Raw genomic sequence first — 20,862 nt, 5'->3', positions numbered from 1 at the left:
GTGCTGTAGTGAGAACATCGAATTTGAAGCTTCAAGCATACTCAAGAGGTGGGATCATGGGTTTTATACGGTGGACAGGGCGCAAGCTGGCGCTCCCGGTGTCTGGGCGTGCTCGTGTCTACAAGGATATTGGCACGGGTCTATCGAGCAGCTTTCGCCTCGTAAACCGCATCATGCCCCACAAGCGCGAATCGGAGCCGCCGTTACTGCCGGGGTCGGATGGCGACTTCGTTGCCATGATTCAGGATCGCTGGCAATCCATGAACCCTGAAAAGCGGAAGCTTGCCTGGGTTGAGTACAAGCAGGCGATGCCGCTGATCATGAAATACGAAAGCAAGCAGGGAGGCGGAGCATGGTCTCTCAGCGTGCCCCAGCAAGAACGCCAAGCCGTCTATGCAAAAGCCCAAAAGGTACTCCGTCAGTCGCTCTACCTGTACATGGGCCTAATGTCGGTGCCACTGGCGATGAGCATCTTCAGCTGGTCAAACCCCATCTACTGGGTGAACCTGACGGCTGCCACTCTTATTCTGTCACCCCCTCTGTTGCGCCACCTGATCGTTCGTGCCCAGGTCTATCACGACGGCAGGGTATCCCCTTTCCAGGTATTTCGGCGCTATCCCGCCACGCTCGACGCACCACCCTCAGGAAGCAGTGACCTCCCTCAGGACTCGACGGACGCCATCGTGTCTCGCGGCGACTTTCCGACCTTACGAGCCTTGTACGACATTCCTGATCCCGGCAAGGGGGTCGCATGAAGCATCTATCCCAATTAACGCTATCCGCCCTGGCAGGCTGTGCCGCAGGTGCGCTTCTGACCTTCCTCGCGGTTAGCACCGTCGCCGACACAGGCCTGCATACCGGTGACACGAATAGCGTTGAGCCGACCAACTCACTGAAAACCCTGGTCCAAAGCGGCCTTTCCATCAAGCCCCTCGATGCCCGCCTCGACGGGTTTCAGGCCTGGCAAGTGAGCAATCCCCAGTCTCCCGAATCCACTTCCATGCTCGCCGTAACGCACAAAGGATCTCGAGGGCATGTGCTCGGCGAACTTTTTGACGCTCAGGGCAATCCGCTATCCACGCAACTGCTGGGAGCGTCGGCTCGTGAAGACATCCGCTTTATGGACTTGGCGATCATCACCCAATGGCTGCCGGGGCTATCCCCCTCAGCAGAGAGCAGCGCCAGCGAGGTCTATCTCTTCATCGACCCCCTGGCGGATGAGTCTCGCGCCCTATGGGAGATCGCCGCCGGTAAAAGTGACTCCCTCCCGGAAATCCGTGTCATTCCCACCGCCTATGCCCATCACCTGGGGTTCGATGCGGTCATCGACATCTTTACGGCTCGGCATGACGTTGGCGCATCCCCCCAAGATACCGAGGACCGGCTGCACGACTACCTGAACGGCACCCGCTCTGTTCCGGAAACGGTTCAGGGGAACAACACGCCCAGCCCAGTCGCCATTCATGCCCTGGCCACCAACGGCAATATCCATCACCGCCTTCGTCTGCCCCAGGAGCCCACGGTAATTGCGCCAGCCGGCATGGAAGGTAAAGGCGTCGACGTTATCCCGTTTAAGGAATTTCTCGAAACGCATCTGGGCCAATCCCCAGAGTCACTCACTGCCCCCAAGGAAGATTGAAGATGCTCACCGATTTCATAGCGCAACACGACATGCACGACGAATTCGACAACGACATGGAGAGCGATAGCGCATCAGGCAGTAGTCAGGAAGACAAGCGCGATCGGCCGATTGGTCAGGCCAGCAAGGGCAATAGGAGCTATCTGCGCCTGCTGCCCAACACCTGCGGACACTCCGAGGTGGCACTTGAGTTGCTGTTGCTCGATGCCGAGGACATGGGCAATCACCCTTTCAATCCAGAGCTATATGGCTGCCACGCCCTGATTCACGCCCTTCTCTACCACTCCTTTCTGGAGCTCTCACGCAAGTCATCGCAGCACATAGAGGCCAACTTCTGGCGGTCACGCCGCGCCGACTACTTCGTCAGCATGCTCAACGAACTTCGCGGGCTGATGAATAAGCCTGAAGTGGCCTGTGATGAGCTTCGCCGCGGCATTGCAGCCAAGCTTGGCTACCACAGTGAATGGCTGATCCCCATTGATGGCAAGAATGAGTTTGAGGTCGATCGCTGCTGCGCCAGGTACAAAGCCATGTGGGCCGATATCTACGAAGCCAATCCCAATGGCGTTGACGATCCCACCTCTGATCGCCTCTTCGTGCAGACGCCAAAAGCAAAGCCAAAGGCCAAGCCCAGTGTCGAGAGCAAATCCCTGGAGGTGACCAATCCCCAGACAGTGCGGAACCCCAGCCCCCTGGAGCATCCCCTTCAGGCGGACAGCGCCAGTCAGGGGCATTCCCGTCGAAGTGGCAATATGAGGGCATTTCCCCGGCACTTGTATCATGATGCTCTTATTCACTAGAACACGGCTGCTTCTCATCGGAGGGACTCACCATGGCCACGACTGCTGGCAAGCCACAGGATGACATCGGTCGACTGACCGCCTTCGGGGTTGATAAGGATGCCCCCTGGCAAGCATTGCTGCTGGCGCCGAATCGCTATCTGGACCTTCGCCAAGTCGTGACCGCCCTCCATCAGGTGGAGCCCGCCGAGGAAGCACAGCCCCGTGTCATTCAGGGGTATATCACCCGGCCTGCCGAGTATGACCCGGTTAAGAAGCGCACCCACCTCAGTTTGCGCCTGGCCGATGATGCCGGCGAACTCCAGGTGATGGCCTTTGGTCACCCTAACCAGATGCCCGGGGACTGGCGCCGCATCGACAGCCTCGTTGCCATGCAGGGCAACCTTCTCGTCAAGCCTGACTTTCAAATGCTGTTTGCCCCCACCGCAATACCGCCTGCCCATATCGGCAAGGCCATCGGCGTTTACCCGTCAAAGACAGGCGTGATCGGCAGTGACAAAGTGCGTGAGCGCGTGCTGGCGCTGCTGAATGAAGACAACATGCGCGCTGCCGTCGACCATGTAGTGGATCGCCTAGCCCCCTACGCGCCAGCCGACGTGCTCAAGGCCTGGGGCCATGTCAACAGTGTTGACCACATGGAGCGTACCAACCTCGCTCGCATTCTCTATCGCATGCATGTGCCCACCTCGCCCGAACAAGGCCGCCGAGCAGTGATGCTGGTTCGCCATCTCGAAGCCCTGGCTGCGATAAGCGCCGCTGAGCGGGAACGTCCCAAGACTGGTGTCTTCCAGCAAGTGACGCATGACCCCCAGACCCTGGAGTCACGCATCCAGGCCATGAGCCACACCCCCACGGCAGAGCAGATCGCCGCGGTTCAGGACAGCCTGGCCGACATGGCAAGCGGTCGCCCCATGCACCGAGTGTTAAGTGGTGATGTCGGTACCGGCAAAACCACCGTCTACGCCCTACTGGCAGCCGCCGTGCACGATGCCGGAGGTGAGGTGGCCGTCATGCTCCCCAGTTCCGACATGGTGAATCAGGTCACCCGGGAGATCACTCACTGGTGGCCGGACATCGAGATCGAGAAAGTCACCGGCAAGAAGCAAACCGATAGCGTCGAAGGCGCCCGGCTCAAACTCGGCACTACCGCCTTGCTTCACCGCTTTGATAGCTGGCGCCCAACCCTCACTGTGGTAGACGAAGAACAGAAATACAGTGTCGATCAGCGCCAGCAGCTGGTGGCGGGAAGCGGTCACCTGCTCGAAGCCACGGCCACCTGCATGCCCCGCACCATGGCCAAGATCCAATTCGGTCTGGTACCTGTCTCTCGCCTGACCAAGCCGCACACCCCAAAGCACATCACTACCCAGATTCGAGATGCCGGCAAGCCGGATGACAAGCGAGCCCTCTACGAGGACTTGCTCGACACCATCGCCGAGCAAAGCCAGGTACTGGTGATCTTTGCCGCCCGGGATGCCAAGGAAGCCAAGAAGCTTGCCAATACGCCTGTCGCTGACGGTGAGTTGGATTTTGAGGACGAACCAGACCAAAAGGCCCAACCCGTGTCCCGGGTCATTCCCCTGGAAGAAGGCCTCGAGCAATGGAAGCGCGCCGGTGGGGAAAACAAGGTCGTCGCCCTGCACGGCAAGATGAAGCCCGCCGAACGGAAGGTCTCCCTTGGTGACATGCTCTCTGGGCGTGCCCAGGTGCTGTGCGCCACCACCGCCGCTGAAGTCGGCCTTAATCTCCCGCTGCTACGCCAGGTCATCGTGTACAACGCCGAACGTCTGGGCCTGACCCAACTCCATCAGCTGCGCGGTCGGGTGGCCCGCCTGGGCGGCAACGGCCGCTGCGATCTCTTTGTGGACTGGGAGAACCTGACCGACAAGGCCCGCGAACGCCTTGAGGCCCTGTGCGCCACCCAGGACGGCTTCGCCCTGGCCGAGATGGACATGCGCCAGCGCGGTCTGGGGGACCTCTCCAGCAAGGCCAACCTCCAATCGGGTGCCAGTGACGGCGGTATCCTGCGCAACTCCAAGCTGGCGCTGGAACACTTCGATGTTGCCCAGCAGATGCTTGAGGTGCTGGATGCGCCCGAGTCGGACAGTCCCGATGTGACGACGAATCACCAGGCCGGTACCGCGCCAGCGAACGCCGGTCAGCCAACTATACGCGCCAGCGGTCCACAGCCAGGTATGAGCTAAAAGCGTCGACCTTGAATACCCGCCACAGTCCTGACCCAAAAAGAGATCACGCATGACAGAACCGACGTCAGAAGTTAACCCGCCCACCAGTTTCAGAGATGCCATCGAGGGAGAGCTCCGATCCTTTGCCGTTGCCTATCACAACCTGCAGATAACCCATGGCGACCAGCAAAAACCCACGTTTCAGCGCGACGCCTACATAGATACGTTTGAAATAATCAAGCAGGCCGAGGCAGCTGATACCGCCGTGGAGCTTTGCCACCACTTCTCACGCTACCGAGATGCCGGCGGCTCCTTTGAAGAATTCGTATTCGATCAAGACAACCAACCGCCGTTTGGCATAAAGACGATGTTGCAGGCCTCTTGCCGTTTGGAAAAAACACGGCTAGCAAAGCTCCATGGCCTCACGCGCAGTGAACTCAGATCCGCGCATAAACAGATAGTAAGAGCCCATTACGGCATTTCCCACCTCGACCCGATCGGCCTCATCCAATGGGGCGAGGCCACGGATCAACGCGAAGAAGTGCAACCTGCGATCGTCCCGCCCGTCAGCCTACGTGACTTGCGGCACTTCCTTTACTGCCTGCTCGGCCATGTGGGCGTTATCCCCTTTGACGAATACATGGATCACATGGTGGTGAGGATGTATGGCGGCATAACCGGCATGCAGCCCCGGCATGCCAAAGAAGGCATCGCGTTTCGCATCAGTCCGAACTCTCCCGACACCCCGGCGCTCCACGAACCGTCTACGCCAACCCTTTGCTTCGTTGACAGCCCCGTCAGCAAGGATCTCTTCAGAGTGTTCGTGCAAAACGATCAGAGCGCGCCTTGCCCCTTTGACGTCGGCGAGCTTGCTTCTTCAGGTATGCAAGACATGGCATCAGTTGAACCCTATCAGCAAGTCCATTGACCACTAGCAGAGAGATCACGCATGACCGCCCTTACCGCCCCCGAGGCCCGGCAATTTACCGTACATCCCGCTATCATCAAGTCCATCATCCGCGAGCAGGCAGGCTCCCCCGATAAGGCCATTGCCGAGCTGATCATGAACAGCGTCGACGCGGGTGCGACAAGGGTCGATATTACGTTTGAGGACGGCACACTCACCATCAAGGACGATGGTCGAGGCTTTAGCTCTCGCGAAGAAATCCTCCAGGTGTTCGAGACCTTCGGCCTGCCACACGAAGAAGGCGATGCCATCTACGGCCGCTTTCGGGTGGGCCGGGGGCAGATCATGGTCTATGGCAAGGTGAGCTGGCGCAGTGGGCACTATGAAATGGTGGCGGACCTGGCCGGCGAGGTCGAAAACTTCGGCTACCACCTCCAGGAGCATGACACTTTTGCCGAGGGCTGCACGGTCACCGTCACCGGAACGACAGACCCCTATAAGCCCTACTCGCTGCCGCACTCAAGCAAGTCGCTGGAAAGAGACCTCGCCGAGATGGTCGCCTACGTCGCAGTGCCGGTCACCTTCAATGGAACGGTCATCAACACACTGCCCTCTCAAGCCGACTGGACCGATGAAGACGACCACGCCTTCTACAGCCTGAACCGAACGGACTGGGAGCTTTTGATCTACAACAAGGGCGTTATGGTCGCAAAGCAACAGGCTCATTGGTTTGGCGTTGGCGGGGTGGTAAACACCAAGCAACCCCTTGCGCTGAACATGGCGCGCAACGCCATTCTCTGCGGCTGCGACGTCTGGAGTCGTATCAAACTCAGGCTGAAGGCGCATTATCAAAAGCGCCTGGCACGCGTCCAGCAGCTAAAAGATCACGAGGTGCCCGCCCTGCTGGAGTGGATCGTCCACACCGATGACCCCATTCCGCATGAGCTGCAGCGCAAGATTCGCAGCTTGAGATTCATGGTGGATATCTTCGGCAACAAGCAATCCCCCGAAAAGATGCTGACAGCCGAACGTTTCACCCTACACGACCGCACTCACATTACGATCGCCGAGCATGTCCACCGCTCAGGCATGGCCTCAGTGATCATGCCGCAAACCATTGGGATGCTGACCCGAGGCAATCCAACCGACCAAGATGCCGTCGACATCATTGGCCGGCTGATAAAGCGACTCGCTATATTTCCGCCCAACGGCAAAAGCTACTTCAAAGATTTTCAATTCTTCGTCAACAGCCTCGATGACACCACGGACGATATCAAGGACAGCCAGCTCACCAACGAAGAAATGCTCGTGCTCAGGATTGCCCGAGCCATGAATGTCGAGATTTACAACCTTGTCCGGGCGCCAGGGGGAGTCAGGAAGATCAGTGCGGGCAAAGCAGACAAAGTGGAAGCCTGGACGGATGGTTGCAGCTACATCCAGATCGACCGCGGCATCCTGAAAAATGTCAGGCACCACAAATGCGGGGTCAATAAGCTGGTCGCGCTCATCGTCCATGAGTATTGCCACGGCGACAGCACCTCCGGCACCCACTCGCATGATTACGACTTCTACCAGCAGTTTCACGAAGCCATCCTCGACCCCGACTTTGGCAAGATCGTTGACGCCTTCTTCCGCCGCTATGTCTCCGGGCTGTGCCGAAAAGGGATCGTCCCCTCGGGCGAGCACGGCCAACACATCAAGCAAATCGCCAAGCTGGCGCAGGATTTGCCAACGCGCTCAACGCGCAAGGCCGCCGCGTCGTGACCGTATTTGCGCACCTTCACGTCGGCGTGTGATTCACGTCAATTGGATAATCCCAAAATAGAGAACCAGCTTATGTCACAAGCTACCGCGGACCCCTTCATCGCCCTACTCGGCAACACCCTCGTCGCACCGGTGTACTGGCACGCCTGCCACCAGTGGGGCATCGAACAGGTCAACGAAACCGTGCTTGCCCACAACGGCGCCACCATACTCGAGTGGCCGCATACGCGTGCGCTACTGAAGGCTCGCGCCGGCTCAACACTGTCTGAACTTGATACCCCGCTGGTGCTAGACCACATCCGCGACACCATCGTCCACTGCGTCGAGAACGATTTGAAAATTGAAGGTGGCTTGCTGTTCGATGATGTCTGGTCGATGGAGTCAACCGGACGAACCACAACCGCGGTGCAAAGCATTCCCAGCGATGACCTGGCGCTGATGACAGCCGCCCCCCAACGCATTGCGGCTAATCTTCCCATGCCCAAGGGTCGGTTGGGGAGAAACAACCCGGAGCCGAGCCGGGTATTAACGCGTGAGCCCACCGGTGGTCTGATTCGCGTCGCCATGAGTAGCCTTGGCGAGGGTATTCCCCCAGCGATGGAGGCTGTCTTCCTGGTAGAGGAACAGTTCAAGGCACGGGATGATCTCTACGTCTCAGAAGGTACCTTCCTGATCCCACTGGACGGCGCCTGTCAGGCAACGGAAGCGGCCTGGCTGCGCTGGATTCCCAACAGCACGTTCTTCTCCAAACGTTCATCTATTCTCGGTTCGGATAACGTCATGGCCATGCTGAGTGCGACGCCCGCAGGCAGTGCACAGCCCCATGTTAAACCTGGCACCCAGGATGACATCCCGGCCCTGTTTTTGTCCTTCTCATACCCCCTCGGGCCAACGGAGACGGCACACGAATGCCCAGCCAATGAATCCAAGCCAATGCCGCCGCCCGAGATGCTCAACTGAGCTGGCGCCCCAGAACGCTGTACGCACAAGGAAGTCATAACATGCCAAAACGGCTGACAGAAAACCAAAAACGCGCTCGCGAGATAATGGCGCAACAAAAGTGGCGATCCAACCGGCATGAGTTGCCCGATCACTACCCGGAGTGGCAAGAGGCACAATCAGCAGAGCACACGCTACGCCTAGAGGGATTTAAGCGATTAGAGGATCAGGAGATATTCGACAAAATCCGCACCATTCTCATTGAGGAAGCAAGATACCGCAAAATATTTCAACGCATTGCCGATCTATTCCGAACCCACGACACCATGGTCTGCCTAACCCAGTCACGAGAAAGCGTCGTTCGTGGCGGGGTCTCAAATCCTGGTCTTGAGTTCCGCTTGCTCTACCACCCCAACGTCAAGGACATCATCAAAGATGCCGGCAGCGCGATTTATACCAAGTCGCCCTCTCGATGGATTCTTCCAGTGGAGGAAAAGACACACGGCAGGCTGCAAGAGTTTAGCCAGTGGATCGCTGTCATTATCGACATACGGACAATGGCGATTTTGGTCAATGTCGGGGTTCCTGATATTTCCGCTCAACCCAAGGATGAAGATCTTTTTCCGGTCTTTCCCGCCTCACGGGTAGTCAGCAAAGCCGACATCGAAGCGGCAATACTGACGCAGCGCCCCCATGACGCGATCCGCGAAAAAACCTTGTTTATCCATGACGGCTCTCACTTCACCCAGGCTTCGGAATGGGATCATATCTGGACCCAATGCCCCCTTCTGCTCGCGCGTTACGGAGTTCTTACCGGCGAGCCCCGTTACGTTTTCTACGATGTCATACAGAAAAATATCGTGGAAATGGGCTTCGGCAATACCTCCACCGAGACACGCGCCATGATAAAGCGCTACGCCGATACCATTGAGTCGCATTGGGCTACGAAAGACCTTCACCAAGAACAGGCTTTCACCTTGACGCGCTCAACCCTCAGTCAACCGGCATAGGCCATGCCCGACGCAATAGTCATACCACGCTCTCCCGCCAGTGGGCTCCCGGCCGACATGGCGTGACACCTCAACCCCCAAGGACCGTGAAAAGGACCGTGTAACCAAGGAAGCCCCTATGCCCAGCGGAACCATCAAATCGTACTCAGCCCAGAAGCGTTACGGCTTCATCGACAGCGAAAAAGGCGAATCCATTTTCTTCCATGCCTCCAATGTCCGGCCCGCCGACAGAGAAAAGCTCGCCGCCGGAAAGATTGTCTCCTTCGGCGAGCGCCCGACGCCCAAGGGAATGGCCGCCGAAAACGTGGTGATTGAGGCCGTCGCCGCCAAGCACTACCAAGCCCTCGACCAGACCGACATGATCGTCAGCAAAACCTCGGCCTGCGGCAAGGGCAATGAAGTGATCCACCGGCTGGGGCGCGTCACTGTCGAGAGCAGAGATCCTCACGCCGCAATGGACAAACTCAAGGCCAAGGCGAGAAGCGCTGGCTGCAATGCCCTGGTGAACCTGCAAAGGGATCGGCGCACCGGAGAGGCATGGACGAATAACTACAAGTACACCATCCACGTACTGAGCGCAGAGCCCGCCCTGGTGAAGCGCGTCCAGTACACCGCCGATCGAGAACAGGCAAGCACCAGCCGGGCGAACGTGGAGAAAGAAGTGCGGCAGCTTCCCGCACGCCAGATCGCCGATGAAAAGGTGAGCGACGCCAGCGGCTATTCGCTTGCCCTCAGTCTGGTTGGGCTCTTCATTTTTGTGATGATTATTTTCGCCATGGGCCGGTGAGCAGCCCACCCCAACCCAACCCATCAACCCCCTCCCACGACCCGGAGAGCCCGCATGACCACCGTGACAACAATCCCCGAAGCCCGTCAATTTACCGTTCATACGGCTATCATCTGTGAGCAATCCGGCTCCCTCGGCAACGCTATTGCCGAGGTGATTATTAAAGGTGAAGCGGTATGACGCTAAGCCGTATTGCCACTCACCCACTCTCCCTCATGATCACCGCTGTTACGCTCTGGATGCTCTACCCGCCCCTGGTCAACGGACTGATCGACACCTTAGGCGCCTTCTATGTGGCGGCCGTCGCCCACACACTGGCAGCCGTCAGCATGGCGGTCTTCGCCTGGTTCCTGGTGATAGCCCCCAGCAGGCGCTCAGCAACCCCTGTCTTGAGTGCCGATCACCTGGCGAGACTGAGCCTGCCCACGCTGATGTCCGGCGTGCTGATCAGCGCAAACCACCTGCTGCTCTACTTCGCCCTTCAGGCAAGCACCCAGTTCGACGTACTCGCCATCCTGGTTTTCGAGGCCTGGCCGCTGCTGTTTTTCTATTTCGACAGCGCGCTTCGCCGGGAAAGCAAAAGCACTACCTGGAAGGACTTCGCCCTGGTCGGCGCGGCCTTCGCCGGGTTTCTGCTGCTCACGGCGTCGAACTATCGCCCGATGGAGGATGGCGCGCTGAGCGGCAGTGCGCTCATGGTAATGGGGCTAGCGGGACTTGGCGGGTTAGCCATGGCCCTCAACTGCTATTTCCGCTTGCGGTGCATGGACACCTGGCAAGCCATTTCCGCCGAAAAGGGGCTGGATCTGGACGGTTTCAAGCTAGGGGTGCTCACGGAAGCCGGTGTTCGCTCCGTCGCTGCTCCGCTGCTGATCGGGGCTTTCCTGTTGTTCGGAAACACACCCCTCGAAATGCCGATGGCGAGCTTAGTTCTCATCGGCTTCGTCGGTTTCGCCATCCTCGGCATGGGAAGCCTGCTTTACGATCTGGCGATCTATCGTGCCAACAATGCCGCCATTGGCGCACTCTGGTATTTCATGCCGATCGGCGCGGTCCTCACGCTTGCGGTGATAGAAGGCCGGCCTCTTACGCTGTATGAAATCGCCGCATCGACGCTGATCGTGGGCAGCAACCTCCTGCTGGGGCTGCGCAGCGCCCCCAGCCCCGAACAAGCCACCTCCTGAAAAAAGAGCGCTCGCCTCCGGTCGCGGGCCGCCTACAGGATTAGAAGCTCGCCCACCCGCCTCGAGTGCTACCATCAAACTGGTGACCACGAGAAAGCGAGCAATCAATGTCCCTACAAAGCGATGCCGAATACCGGGCGGCTCTGCGTGAGGTATCTTCACTGTTTGACCGGATACCTGAACCGGACCCCGCCACTACCGAAGGTCAGCGGTTTGATGCGCTGATCAATGACATCGAGGCCTACGAGCGCCAGCACTACGGGGAGGTCAGTCCCATCATCACCCCCGAGGGCGAGGTCGTGGAGCTCTCCGAAGCGGTCGTCGCAGGCATGCTGCCCAGTGAGCTGCTCTTCGCTCCGCGTGACGGTCTCCGCTGGCGCGAGTGGCGGGCAGAGCACATCGAGTGGTTGCCCCGGGCGGCCAGGGTATTGGTCACCGCGGTTCGCCAGCGACTGCATCAACGCCAGCCGGCTATCTGGCAAGACGTGCTGACCATCGTTAATGACGCCTTGCGCGTTGCCGAGGCCCGTGAGGACGCCAGCGGATCCAAAGAGATTGCCTCAGTGCTCGAGACCATGCGCGCCCTCCACGACAACGACGCCCTGAGCGATAGCGAACTCGCGGACTTTGAGCGCACTGCCGGTGTTCGCAAGCCCACGCAGGACGTACTGGAGGCGGATGCCGCCTATGCCGAGACCGCCTTCGAGACTTTTGCCAAGCAACCCACGAGCCCTGCCACCCTTGATTCCCCCGTCTGGGTGCACATCGAGCGCAAGCGTCTGCTGCTGGGTCTGGCCGATGGCCGGTGGGTCAGCTGCCCGATCGACTGGTTTCCGCGTCTTGAACGTGGCGATAGCGCAAGCCTGGGGTCACCCCAACTCTCGCCCCTCGGCATCCACTGGCCTGGCGTGGACGAAGATATCAGTGTCGATGGCCTGTTCGCCGGTCGCGGGGATCTCACCATCGGCTCGGGGCAACGCGCCCGGTTCATTGACGCCCCGACACCCAGAATAGAGCGAGTCGGTCATGGAATCGACACGGCACACCTGCAGTTAAGCGATGGACGTTGCCTGGGCATCCCGCTTGATGCCATCACTCACACCCGTAGGGCCCCGGACAGCGATCACCCGCTTAGGCCCAGTCCAACCGAGAAAACATAATGGCAACACGCGCATTTCACCTCGCCCTTGAAGACTTCCGCCAGCAGATGGCCATTGAAGACATGTCTGACCTGCGCGACCAGTTTTATGCCAGTGCCGGTCCCGGGCCTTACGACCACAGCACCCTAATCGACCGGGCGAAGGACTTCCTGGAGGCAAAGGACCTCAAGATACCGGCTTACCAGGTTGTCTCCCTGCTGATGGGCACCGGTGAACACCATTTTCATCATCTTGAGCACAACCTGGGGCACGTCTTCCAAAGTGACATGCCGACCCTGGCCCAGATGATCGAGCAGGATGCAAAGGCCACCCATGCCGCCCACCTTGAACACGATCCTGCGTCGATCCCACCCTTGCCGGCCTATCTGCACCATCAGCGCCAGCGCATTAGCCTTGAGGCAGTGGAGCGCCGCAACGATCAATGGCGCCATTATCATTTCACGTCCTTGCACGCCTACTTGCTGGAGCGCCTTGAGGGCAATATCACAGCCATCAGGGCTGAGCTTTTGCCCATGGCCAGGCACCGGGTCGATCACGGGGAGAATCGCGTTGAGCGCCAGCATGTACCGCTGTCTCTGTCGGAAAACCTCGTTCGCGGTGAGCTGACGTTGTTCACCAAGCGCCTGGCGCACGACCTGGCGGACCGCGCCCTGAAGACCCTCGCCAAAAGCCAGGCGATCCCCGCCCGCATCGGCATCTTGCGAGAGCCACAGGCAGGCCCGGGGATTCCCGACCCCCTCTGGATCGTGGCACTTGTCCACCCCGCGGATGCGGCCCACCTGCCCTGCGCGGATATCGAAGACGCCCTGCACCAGCTGGGAATGTTTGAGCTGGACCCCTGGTTTGAAGAGGTGGTCGCCTGGGCCAATGAGCAGGCAAGCTTGGAGCTCGCCCGGGAGATCAAACAGCTTAAAATCCATTTCGCCCACGTCCAGGGGCCGCCGGAACCCTATCGCGTGATCATGAACGCAGACCTGGATCGGCTCATGGAAAGCACGCTCTAGGGCGCATAGAAGTCCGAGGGAGAAAAGCGCTTGCGTGTACGCTTCTAGGGACGTACACTAAGCCTATCAAATCACCTTCCGAGGAACTAACAATGAAAGCCATCATTCTCAACACCAGCGGAGCGCGTTACATCGACCTTCCCGAGGACAGCGAGATGCAGTTTGGCCGTGCCATGCAAGCGGCTATCGGTTGTCGAGACATGGGGCCTGCAGGGAGTCCCGACCATGACCACGACGCTTACGCCGATGATGAAGGGATGCTCACGCTGGGTGAAGGTACCAGCCTGGTAAGAACCACGTTCTTCGATGAATGGCTGCCCGGCAATATCGTGATTACCGGTATCGACCACGCGACCGGTCAGCTTCAAGACTGCTCGCTGACGCCCGAAGACGCAGAAGCAATGCTTGTACGTCGCACCTTCTATTCGCGCCTCTCAGACTCCCCCCAACTCACCTTCTAGTATCAGGTGCAAGCAAGAGCCTTCCCTGGTGCGCCAGGGGGCTTTCGCCAGCCGATCTCAGGCCGAGTCGGCTGCCGAACGCGACCCATAGGCAAAGATTCATCGAGTTCGCGTTGCGACAAAACTGACCAAAGAGGTACAGGCATGGATATCAATCAAACCCGTCCAGTGATTGTTCTCAATACCCTCTCAACATCAGGCCACTGCGCTTGGTTTACAGATGACGTCTTTAATGGAGATTCCGGCTGTAGTGGTGCGGGCTACGCATCGCTTGTTGAAGCCGCTGAAGCCGCTGAAGATGCGTGTGAGCCAAATGAGCTAATGAAATGCGATGTTTCCGATCTCTCGTATCTCGGTGATGAATACTCGCAGTATTCAGACACGGAGCGCGGCGACAAGATTAATCAGCACCGCATTCCTTATGCCGACTGGATCGCGGCTAAACGGTAACCACCTAATAGGGTCTGCAGTCAACGAAAAATAGATAGGAGAACTGCCGTGATTCCCAACCTTAACCAAGAATTTCTTTCGACTGTCGACGCCAAGACAAAAGAGATGATCCTGCAATCCATCGCGAAGCACTACGAAGTTACTGTAGAGCAAGCGTATGCGGAGGTATCCGATGCAGAGGCCGAACACCTGCTCGAATACCTTGTGGAGCCCCAGCGCACCGCCACGCTGGCGCTGATGCGCAGGCACGGATACCGGCGCACCGCCTCGGCGTGACCATCACAGGAACACGATATGCAGATCAATACGGAAGACTTGATGGGGCCGCTGCTGGATTGGGCGGTTGCCGTTGCCATTGGCACGCTGACAGCAGAGCATGCCGGCGATCAGACGTTTTATCGCCTCAAGACTGTGGGCGTGGAGAGCGGCACTTGGGTAGGCCCGGTACATCCGGCAGGGCAAGCCGCGTGCGGGCAATCTATCTGGCGGCCGTCTTCGGATTGGCGACAAGGTGGCCCACTGCTCAGCGAGTACGCCATTTCCGTCCGCCCCATCACGGATGCGCAGTGGCTGGCCGAAGAGTTCATCACACATAACACGGCCAGAGCGGTAGATGACAGTAAGCACGATGGCTATCTGGTGGCCGGGATGCGCGTACTGGTGAAATCCTTGATGGGTGACACTATCACTGTGCCCGCACATTTGCGCCAGCAGGCATCAATGGCTCTGCAATAGCAATAAGAGAAAAGAGCCGTTAGGAGCGTTCCCACGCCCTGTGCGGGCGATCCAGCCCGCCTGGGTGATATTGACGGAGATTTTTTGATGGCAGTAATGACCGGCGCCGAGTACGACGCCCTGGTGAAACTTATGCGCGGCAACCCCGAGAGTGCCGCCAACCGCGCCGCAAGGCGCGTTTTGGTCGATGGCATAACCCAGGCGGAGGCTAGGCGGGAAACGGGTGCCACGCGCTCCACAGTGAGCGATGCCGTCACCCGCTATCAGGAGGCAGACCGTTTGATTCGAGTCGCATACGGGGTGGAGAAAACAGTGTGAAGAAAGTTTGATTGTACGCATCTAGGGGCGCGCACTAAACCCATCAAGACGCCACTTTACATGCGCCCGATAGATTACTGACCTGCAATCCCAATCACCGAGGAAGTTCCCATGATCGAAGCTGGCATTGTTATTGACCAGGAGTACACCGGCAAAATTGTCGCGTATTTAAACGGAGGCGTGATCAAAGAAATGCAGCGCAGCCTTGGGCTTGATGGGCTGACGCTGAATCAATATGCGGCTCACCCTGCTGTCCAAAACCGCCACCCCACTGGCCTCATGGTCGTGGACGAAGCGGCTTATCTTGTCGAGTACAGGCGGTTCATCTGGCGCCACTACCTATGCCACTCGCCTGTTCCTGTCACCGAAGAAAAATACATGGAGATGCTGGAGATACTCACCCCGGATGCGATGGGACAAAACGATGAGCATGGCGACCACTGGTTTCTAATGAGCGAGCACCTACGCGAAAACATCACGACCATGTACGCTTGCAAGGACGGCCTCTACCTAGAAAAGAACGTCGATGCGACGAACCGACTGACATGGATTACCCGCAAGCATTTCGATAGCGAAAGTCTGGTGGCAATAGACTAGCCATCAACGCACGTAACACGCATCACCAATCGCCCAACCTGGTTGGGCGTTTTTGTACGTGCCACGGGAGCATTCACGGTTTAAGGGGAGGCAAAGCAGAAGCAATCCAAAACCGCGCATCACTGGCTGATGCCAGTTGATACGGGGAATCCGGCCGCATAATTGTTGAAAAATAGAGTGATAAAAACTTGATTGTACGTTGCTAGGAGCGTACATTAAACCCATCAAGACGAATCAAGACGCCCATTTTACATGCGACCGAAAGATTACTGATCTGCAATCCCAATTACCGAGGAAGCCTCCATGACAAATGAGCAAATGCGCCGGTTTGCTGAAGAAAATATCGTAGAAGTAGCGCCTGTTGAATGCGATTTTCTGCCTGGAGATACTGTGACCGTAACGAACGGGTACGGTAACGAAATACCAGGCGTGAAAATCCTTGGGTTCGTCAGCGAGATTGATCCTGACTTTCGGCCCGAAGCGTTCATCTATCTGGACTGGGATTGCTACTGGTTCGCGGTATCCCCGGATAAACTGAAGCTTGAAACCCGACAAAGCATCTGACCTGGCTCGCCCCGCTTCGCCGGGGCCTTCAAGGAAAAGAATTGAACTCATTAACAGCCAAAAGGAAGCCCCTGACAAAAGGGGCTTGATGATCCACTCGGTACAAGACTAGAGGAAAGGGGTAATCCTATGCGCGACACTAACAGTGAGACTCAAAACAACAGCCAGACCACTCTCATGGGAGAAACCTACTCCCCCGCTGTCGAGGCAGCGATCGAGAAGGCGAGCCATATTGATGACAAAACTTCTGATGCGTTTAACGAGGCGCTTTTTCAAGTTCAGCAGCTAATGGGTGTTGACGACGGCGGCGTGGCGAGCGTGATGTTCAGCGGTCCCGACGAAGACTGGCGGGAGGCCACGCCCGCACAACGGCTTGTCGAACTTCATGCGTATATCGCAGCGGAGAAGGATTACCTTTGATTTTTTGATTGGCGCCAGCAAAAAACTGGCGCTGTTATTTCGCGTAGTTCGAGGAAGAGGCAATTGTCATGGATTATTCAGAATCATACGACCTGCCGCAGGACGGCGTTCCTTCCAGTGAGACAGAGCTTATGCGTGATCAAGCGGCCTATATTGGCGAGCAACGGCGTGACCGAGCTTGGATTTCGACCTCTTGGGATATCTGGGAACCCAATCCGCATTATCAGGGACCGCCCCAGCCGCACCCGGAAGATTATTGAGCACCGGGTAGCGCTCAAGGCGCCACTGGCGTAATGAACACCAGCACCCAGAATTCATGATTCCCCTGGATATCGACGTCACGCCCCATTAGCTGGCGCCCCACGTCAGAGATCACGTCACCTGCTCGCGCCGTGATCACCGTATGTGAGTAGGCGTGAGGGAAGAGGTTAAAGCCACCGCCCCCGTCCGGGATGCGTTCCGTTGCGTAGATCTCCAGTTTAAAGGCCTCGCTCCCGTCGAAGAGATCCCCGCCCTGGGTCAGCATCCCACCCAAGGCCTGTAGCGCCTGGCCCGGATTGGAGGTCACCACCTCATGGGCAAAGACATGCTCGCCATCCCGCGAAGCGACACCGCCGGCATTCACAACGCCCGTCGCCATCAGGGCATAGATCAAAACGACAGCAGAAAGCGCCATGCTGGCGCCCAGGGCCAGAAGCAACCAGGCCCGCCTGCTTCGCAGGTCATCGCTCAACCGTCTCTTCGAATCACTCATGGCCACAGGCCTCTTGGTGGTGTGTCAGCCCACGCGGCCACCCGCACCCCATTGGCTTAATCATTTTCTCTTGAGTGTAGCCAACAAGATCGTCTCCCCGCAGGAAAGCGAATCAACGGAGTGACAGAATCAGCAACCAGACGCCCTACCCGCCAACAGCCACCACGTAGTGAGAGGCCGAGCATGAGCCTTCGATGTGTCCACGCTTTAACCCCTCCAATCCGTCATAACTGGTATTGTGATGCTGCTATCATTTATTGGAGCCCATCATGCGCCGACACACCCCGCACGCCCCCTGGACCCTCTGCCTCGCCCTGGTCGCCGCGTTATCCGTGCCGGCAATGGCCGCCGACCATAGTCAGCCAGGCCACCTCCAGGCGAGCGGCACCGGTGAAGTGGTCCTCGCCCCAAGCGAAGCGACCATCACGGCAAGGCTATGGGAACAGACCGCTTTTGCGAAAGCCGACGCCAAGCATCCCGACGAACTCAAGCCAGACGCCATGTTCAAGGCCCGTCAGAAAGTCCTGGCGCGGGCGAGTAAGGTAATCCTCGCCCTGGAAGGAATGGATATCGCGTCCCGTCACATTGACGCCGGCAGCCTTCACATCGGGCACACCCAGACCCACGATCGGCTGGCTAACGGTACCCATCAACGCATGATCGCCATCCGGGTCGAACGCCCCATCAAGATCACTCTCCACGACTTGGAGCAGGTCCCTGCGGTGCTCGATATCCTCACGGGGCAAGGCGTCAATCACCTGGGCGGCGTGGACTACCGCATTCGGGACATGGAGGCCGCCCACCGTGAGGCCCTGGCCATGGCCATCGACCACGCCCGCCTTGAGGCCGAGGTCATGGCGGCAGGCCTCGACCTTGATATCGGGCGCGTGGTCAGCGTGTCTCGCGGGAATAAGCCCAACGTCGCGCCAAACCAGCCCTACACCAGCATGAGAGAGTCCCATATGGCATCAGCCGGACAAGCGCCGGAATATCGCCCAGGAGAGATCACGGTCACAGCTCAGGCCAACGTCACTTGGGAAGTCACCGCAAAATAGAATGCATCCCAAGGTTCCCCTGGCAAACAAAAACGCCCTTCAAAGTGAGGGCCGTCTTTGGGCTTTTGTTCTGCGCTCGGACTTTTACAGCACCGGTGACCTACTGAATGTCATACCGCTTCGCCCAGGCGGGCAAGGGATCGGTGGAGGCGGTATCCAGCATCACCTTGGGGTGAAACGCGATTCCGAACATATCCTGGAAGGCCAGACGCAGTGACTCGGGCAACACACCCACATGCGACTCGCCCTGATCGTCAGCTGCTATCTCAGAACGCCCTTCTGCCGCGGCATTGAAGAGGCGGGCCACTGGGTGTTCCTTCACGACCCCCAGCCGCATCAGTGTATCGAGTCTGAGGTGAATCATTTCTTCGTAATCGTCGGTTTCGATCACCATCGGCAGCACCATTGGCGGCGGCACCTCTCGACGGTCCGGCAAGGTTTGGCGATTTGCCCAGACCTTGCCGACATCAATGACCGGCCCAGTCTGTTTTCGCGCCTCCAGGCGCAAACGCTTGGCCAGATCCTGGCAGCGCGCATCCGCGCCTTCCTCATCAATCCGGCTCTGGCACGTCACCATGTCGATGATGTCATTTGGCACGCGAAGATTGATGCCCTCATGAACGAGAGCGCTACTGAGCAGATCACGAAGCTGGCCAAAATCCAGGCGGGTTTGATCCACCCAAGGTGCTGGCAACTCGCCGCTCTCGATGCGACTGAAATCAGGGTCTATCCATAGGTGCCAAACGGTACGAAACGGGGAACGGGGCATGATGTCTCCAGAGGGTTGAGCGCTCCAGGGGTTGATATCACGCATTGCGTTACGCCACCACGGACTATAGTCCTCTTCACCCCGGCGCCCACACTGCCCGGGACTGTCTGGAGCGCAGCATGGAGATGACCCGCTCACACTGCCCGCGCCGGATTAAATCCTTTGCGCCGTTTCCCACGCCATCGCCTCATACAGCGCCTTTTCGGCATCGCCAAAGCCCAGCGCCTCGATCATCGCCTCGGGAGATTCAGCCACGAACCCTTCGTGTACCGAAAAGCAATTGAGGTGACCGGATGCGAGGCGCTTGCGGTTCCCCGTCTCCGTTTGCCTGTGCGCGACATACCCCGATTTACGCGTATGATACAGCGCCAGGGTAACAATCGTTTTCTCGTTAGTTTGCTCACTCACTTCCTGGAGATGCGTGCCGTCGAACAAAAGGTCAGGCTGATCGGTCCTCGGCACACGGCATGTAACATAGAATCCGAACAACCCAATGTCGCCCTGCTCCAAATAGATCTCCGCGTCCTCGGTGGTTTCCGGCAGTCGCGACAAGGCCAAATTCACCATAAAGCCCGCCAACTCATCGTCGGAAACATCGGGCAGCGGAGGAACCGTTCCATAGTCTGACTGATCGTCGTCCCGCATGTACAACGGATCACTGGTTGGCTGGCTGAACGTGCATTGAGGCGCCACATCCAACGGAAAATGATAAGCCAGAGGCTCCGCCGGATCTCCGGCATTCAGGTCGGCCGTCAGGGTAAAACCCACTGTCAGCTGGCCGCTAACGGACGTGGTGTATTGATACAAATCCACGCGGCATTTAAAGCTTGCCACCACCTGGGCGCAATCGTTCTCGTCAGCCGGCGGCGAAACCGAAAATGAGCTCATGCAAAAGTACAGGTTCGGGTGTTCCTTGAGTTTTTTTAGCAACAACGGCCGGGCTTGCGCCGGCATGTCCGTCTGATGCAAGGCATCCAGCAGTGGTCCAGCGTTTATTTTCATGGGAAAACTCATCAACGATTAATCGAAAGAAAATATAGTAACCCATGGGCCGCTAAATGAACCAAAAGCGCCATTCATGGCGGAAAAGCCTGTGCGCGGCCACCCCCACCGGTTATCCATCCCGCTATCCGTCTCCCTGCTGATAGACGGCGCACCCCGGCGTGATGGCCTCGCTCATCTTCTATTTCCCCCATGCCCCATGCCCCCATAGATCCAGACCGGCCTAATTTGAAAATTCAGATAGGGTGATAAATGCATGTGATTCTTCTAAAAAATTAATTTTAATGCCGGTGCTTAATTAGAGTTTGTGCTATAAAAGCACCTGCTTTTTCGTCATCTCGGGAAGCAAGTTAATGC

At 58.0% G+C, this 20,862-nt stretch carries 26 protein-coding genes; 23 read left to right on the top strand and 3 right to left on the bottom strand.

The genetic code is table 11. From position 1 onward, the window contains the following. The first annotated feature begins 56 nt into the window (after positions 1-56). From DU506_RS00685 to DU506_RS00585, 22 genes are all read left to right on the top strand, one after another. Positions 57-755 carry a hypothetical protein gene (locus tag DU506_RS00685; RefSeq protein ID WP_114485030.1) on the top strand — a complete coding sequence of 233 codons (699 nt, stop codon included), beginning with the start codon at positions 57-59 and terminating at the stop codon, positions 753-755. Then, a complete protein-coding gene (locus DU506_RS00680) occupies positions 752-1,639 on the top strand; it encodes a hypothetical protein (protein WP_114485029.1) in 888 nt (295 codons plus the stop codon). Before DU506_RS00685 ends, DU506_RS00680 begins: the two co-directional genes overlap by 4 nt. A 2-nt stretch (positions 1,640-1,641) precedes the next feature. Next, on the top strand, positions 1,642-2,439 hold the full coding sequence (locus DU506_RS00675; protein WP_114485028.1) for a hypothetical protein: 798 nt from the start codon (positions 1,642-1,644) through the stop codon (positions 2,437-2,439). 32 nt (positions 2,440-2,471) lie between these two features. After that, entirely contained in the window at positions 2,472-4,643 is a 2,172-nt protein-coding gene (locus DU506_RS00670; RefSeq protein ID WP_114485027.1) for a helicase-related protein, read from the top strand. Positions 4,644-4,695: 52 nt separating this feature from the next. Then, entirely contained in the window at positions 4,696-5,553 is an 858-nt protein-coding gene (locus tag DU506_RS00665; RefSeq protein ID WP_114485026.1) for a hypothetical protein, read from the top strand. 21 nt (positions 5,554-5,574) lie between these two features. Continuing rightward, the gene (locus DU506_RS00660) at positions 5,575-7,296 is read left to right on the top strand and encodes an ATP-binding protein (protein WP_114485025.1); all 1,722 of its coding nucleotides are present in this window, start codon (positions 5,575-5,577) and stop codon (positions 7,294-7,296) included. A 72-nt stretch (positions 7,297-7,368) separates the two neighbouring features. Next, positions 7,369-8,256: a hypothetical protein gene (locus DU506_RS00655; RefSeq protein ID WP_114485024.1), complete on the top strand. Its 888-nt coding sequence runs from the start codon at positions 7,369-7,371 to the stop codon at positions 8,254-8,256. A gap of 41 nt (positions 8,257-8,297) precedes the next feature. Next, positions 8,298-9,245 carry a hypothetical protein gene (locus DU506_RS00650; RefSeq protein WP_114485023.1) on the top strand — a complete coding sequence of 316 codons (948 nt, stop codon included), beginning with the start codon at positions 8,298-8,300 and terminating at the stop codon, positions 9,243-9,245. Positions 9,246-9,363: 118 nt separating this feature from the next. After that, positions 9,364-10,032: a cold-shock protein gene (locus tag DU506_RS00645; RefSeq protein ID WP_114485022.1), complete on the top strand. Its 669-nt coding sequence runs from the start codon at positions 9,364-9,366 to the stop codon at positions 10,030-10,032. A gap of 54 nt (positions 10,033-10,086) precedes the next feature. Then, positions 10,087-10,212 (top strand): hypothetical protein, encoded by a 126-nt coding sequence (locus tag DU506_RS22420; protein WP_268877296.1) that lies wholly within the window; start codon positions 10,087-10,089, stop codon positions 10,210-10,212. Continuing rightward, on the top strand, positions 10,209-11,216 hold the full coding sequence (locus DU506_RS00640; RefSeq protein ID WP_114485021.1) for a hypothetical protein: 1,008 nt from the start codon (positions 10,209-10,211) through the stop codon (positions 11,214-11,216). Before DU506_RS22420 ends, DU506_RS00640 begins: the two co-directional genes overlap by 4 nt. A 107-nt stretch (positions 11,217-11,323) precedes the next feature. Beyond that, the gene (locus DU506_RS22055; protein WP_235825395.1) at positions 11,324-12,376 is read left to right on the top strand and encodes a DUF2442 domain-containing protein; all 1,053 of its coding nucleotides are present in this window, start codon (positions 11,324-11,326) and stop codon (positions 12,374-12,376) included. Further along, positions 12,376-13,380 (top strand): hypothetical protein, encoded by a 1,005-nt coding sequence (locus tag DU506_RS00630; protein WP_114485020.1) that lies wholly within the window; start codon positions 12,376-12,378, stop codon positions 13,378-13,380. The genes DU506_RS22055 and DU506_RS00630 overlap by 1 nt, the downstream gene beginning before the upstream one ends. Positions 13,381-13,472: 92 nt before the next feature. Continuing rightward, positions 13,473-13,841: a hypothetical protein gene (locus DU506_RS00625; RefSeq protein WP_114485019.1), complete on the top strand. Its 369-nt coding sequence runs from the start codon at positions 13,473-13,475 to the stop codon at positions 13,839-13,841. 144 nt (positions 13,842-13,985) lie between these two features. Then, positions 13,986-14,291, top strand: coding sequence for a hypothetical protein (locus tag DU506_RS00620; RefSeq protein ID WP_114485018.1), 306 nt, complete (start codon positions 13,986-13,988; stop codon positions 14,289-14,291). Between the two features lie 48 nt (positions 14,292-14,339). Beyond that, on the top strand, positions 14,340-14,567 hold the full coding sequence (locus tag DU506_RS00615) for a hypothetical protein (protein ID WP_220254262.1): 228 nt from the start codon (positions 14,340-14,342) through the stop codon (positions 14,565-14,567). A gap of 18 nt (positions 14,568-14,585) precedes the next feature. Then, entirely contained in the window at positions 14,586-15,026 is a 441-nt protein-coding gene (locus DU506_RS00610; RefSeq protein WP_114485017.1) for a phage protein NinX family protein, read from the top strand. 87 nt (positions 15,027-15,113) lie between these two features. Further along, positions 15,114-15,344: a TrfB-related DNA-binding protein gene (locus DU506_RS00605; protein ID WP_220254261.1), complete on the top strand. Its 231-nt coding sequence runs from the start codon at positions 15,114-15,116 to the stop codon at positions 15,342-15,344. 111 nt (positions 15,345-15,455) lie between these two features. Further along, positions 15,456-15,941, top strand: coding sequence for a hypothetical protein (locus tag DU506_RS00600; protein WP_114485016.1), 486 nt, complete (start codon positions 15,456-15,458; stop codon positions 15,939-15,941). Between the two features lie 303 nt (positions 15,942-16,244). Then, a complete protein-coding gene (locus DU506_RS00595) occupies positions 16,245-16,505 on the top strand; it encodes a transcription termination/antitermination protein NusG (protein ID WP_181870646.1) in 261 nt (86 codons plus the stop codon). A gap of 129 nt (positions 16,506-16,634) precedes the next feature. Next, complete coding sequence (locus DU506_RS00590) at positions 16,635-16,925, top strand: hypothetical protein (protein WP_114485015.1); 291 nt, start codon at positions 16,635-16,637, stop codon at positions 16,923-16,925. A gap of 68 nt (positions 16,926-16,993) precedes the next feature. Next, the gene (locus DU506_RS00585) at positions 16,994-17,185 is read left to right on the top strand and encodes a hypothetical protein (protein ID WP_114485014.1); all 192 of its coding nucleotides are present in this window, start codon (positions 16,994-16,996) and stop codon (positions 17,183-17,185) included. 14 nt (positions 17,186-17,199) lie between these two features. Here the strand turns inward: DU506_RS00585 and DU506_RS00580 are convergent, their stop codons facing one another. Beyond that, positions 17,200-17,679: a hypothetical protein gene (locus DU506_RS00580; protein ID WP_114485013.1), complete on the bottom strand. Its 480-nt coding sequence runs from the start codon at positions 17,677-17,679 to the stop codon at positions 17,200-17,202. Positions 17,680-17,948: 269 nt separating this feature from the next. Between DU506_RS00580 and DU506_RS00575 the strand changes: the two genes are divergently transcribed. Beyond that, positions 17,949-18,734 carry an SIMPL domain-containing protein gene (locus tag DU506_RS00575; RefSeq protein WP_114485012.1) on the top strand — a complete coding sequence of 262 codons (786 nt, stop codon included), beginning with the start codon at positions 17,949-17,951 and terminating at the stop codon, positions 18,732-18,734. 100 nt (positions 18,735-18,834) lie between these two features. On the opposite strand, the gene DU506_RS00570 is transcribed toward DU506_RS00575, so the two are convergent. Together DU506_RS00570 and DU506_RS00565 are read right to left on the bottom strand one after the other, a co-directional pair. Further along, complete coding sequence (locus tag DU506_RS00570; RefSeq protein WP_114485011.1) at positions 18,835-19,503, bottom strand: hypothetical protein; 669 nt, start codon at positions 19,501-19,503, stop codon at positions 18,835-18,837. Between the two features lie 153 nt (positions 19,504-19,656). Continuing rightward, positions 19,657-20,517: a hypothetical protein gene (locus tag DU506_RS00565; protein WP_147273699.1), complete on the bottom strand. Its 861-nt coding sequence runs from the start codon at positions 20,515-20,517 to the stop codon at positions 19,657-19,659. Positions 20,518-20,862 lie beyond the last annotated feature (345 nt).

Origin of the sequence: Vreelandella rituensis (assembly GCF_003336665.1) — a bacterium.
Taxonomy (GTDB): Bacteria; Pseudomonadota; Gammaproteobacteria; order Pseudomonadales; family Halomonadaceae; genus Vreelandella; species Vreelandella rituensis.
The sequence above is the reverse complement of the archived record's forward strand: the minus strand, read 5'-3'. Positions and strand labels throughout refer to the sequence as shown.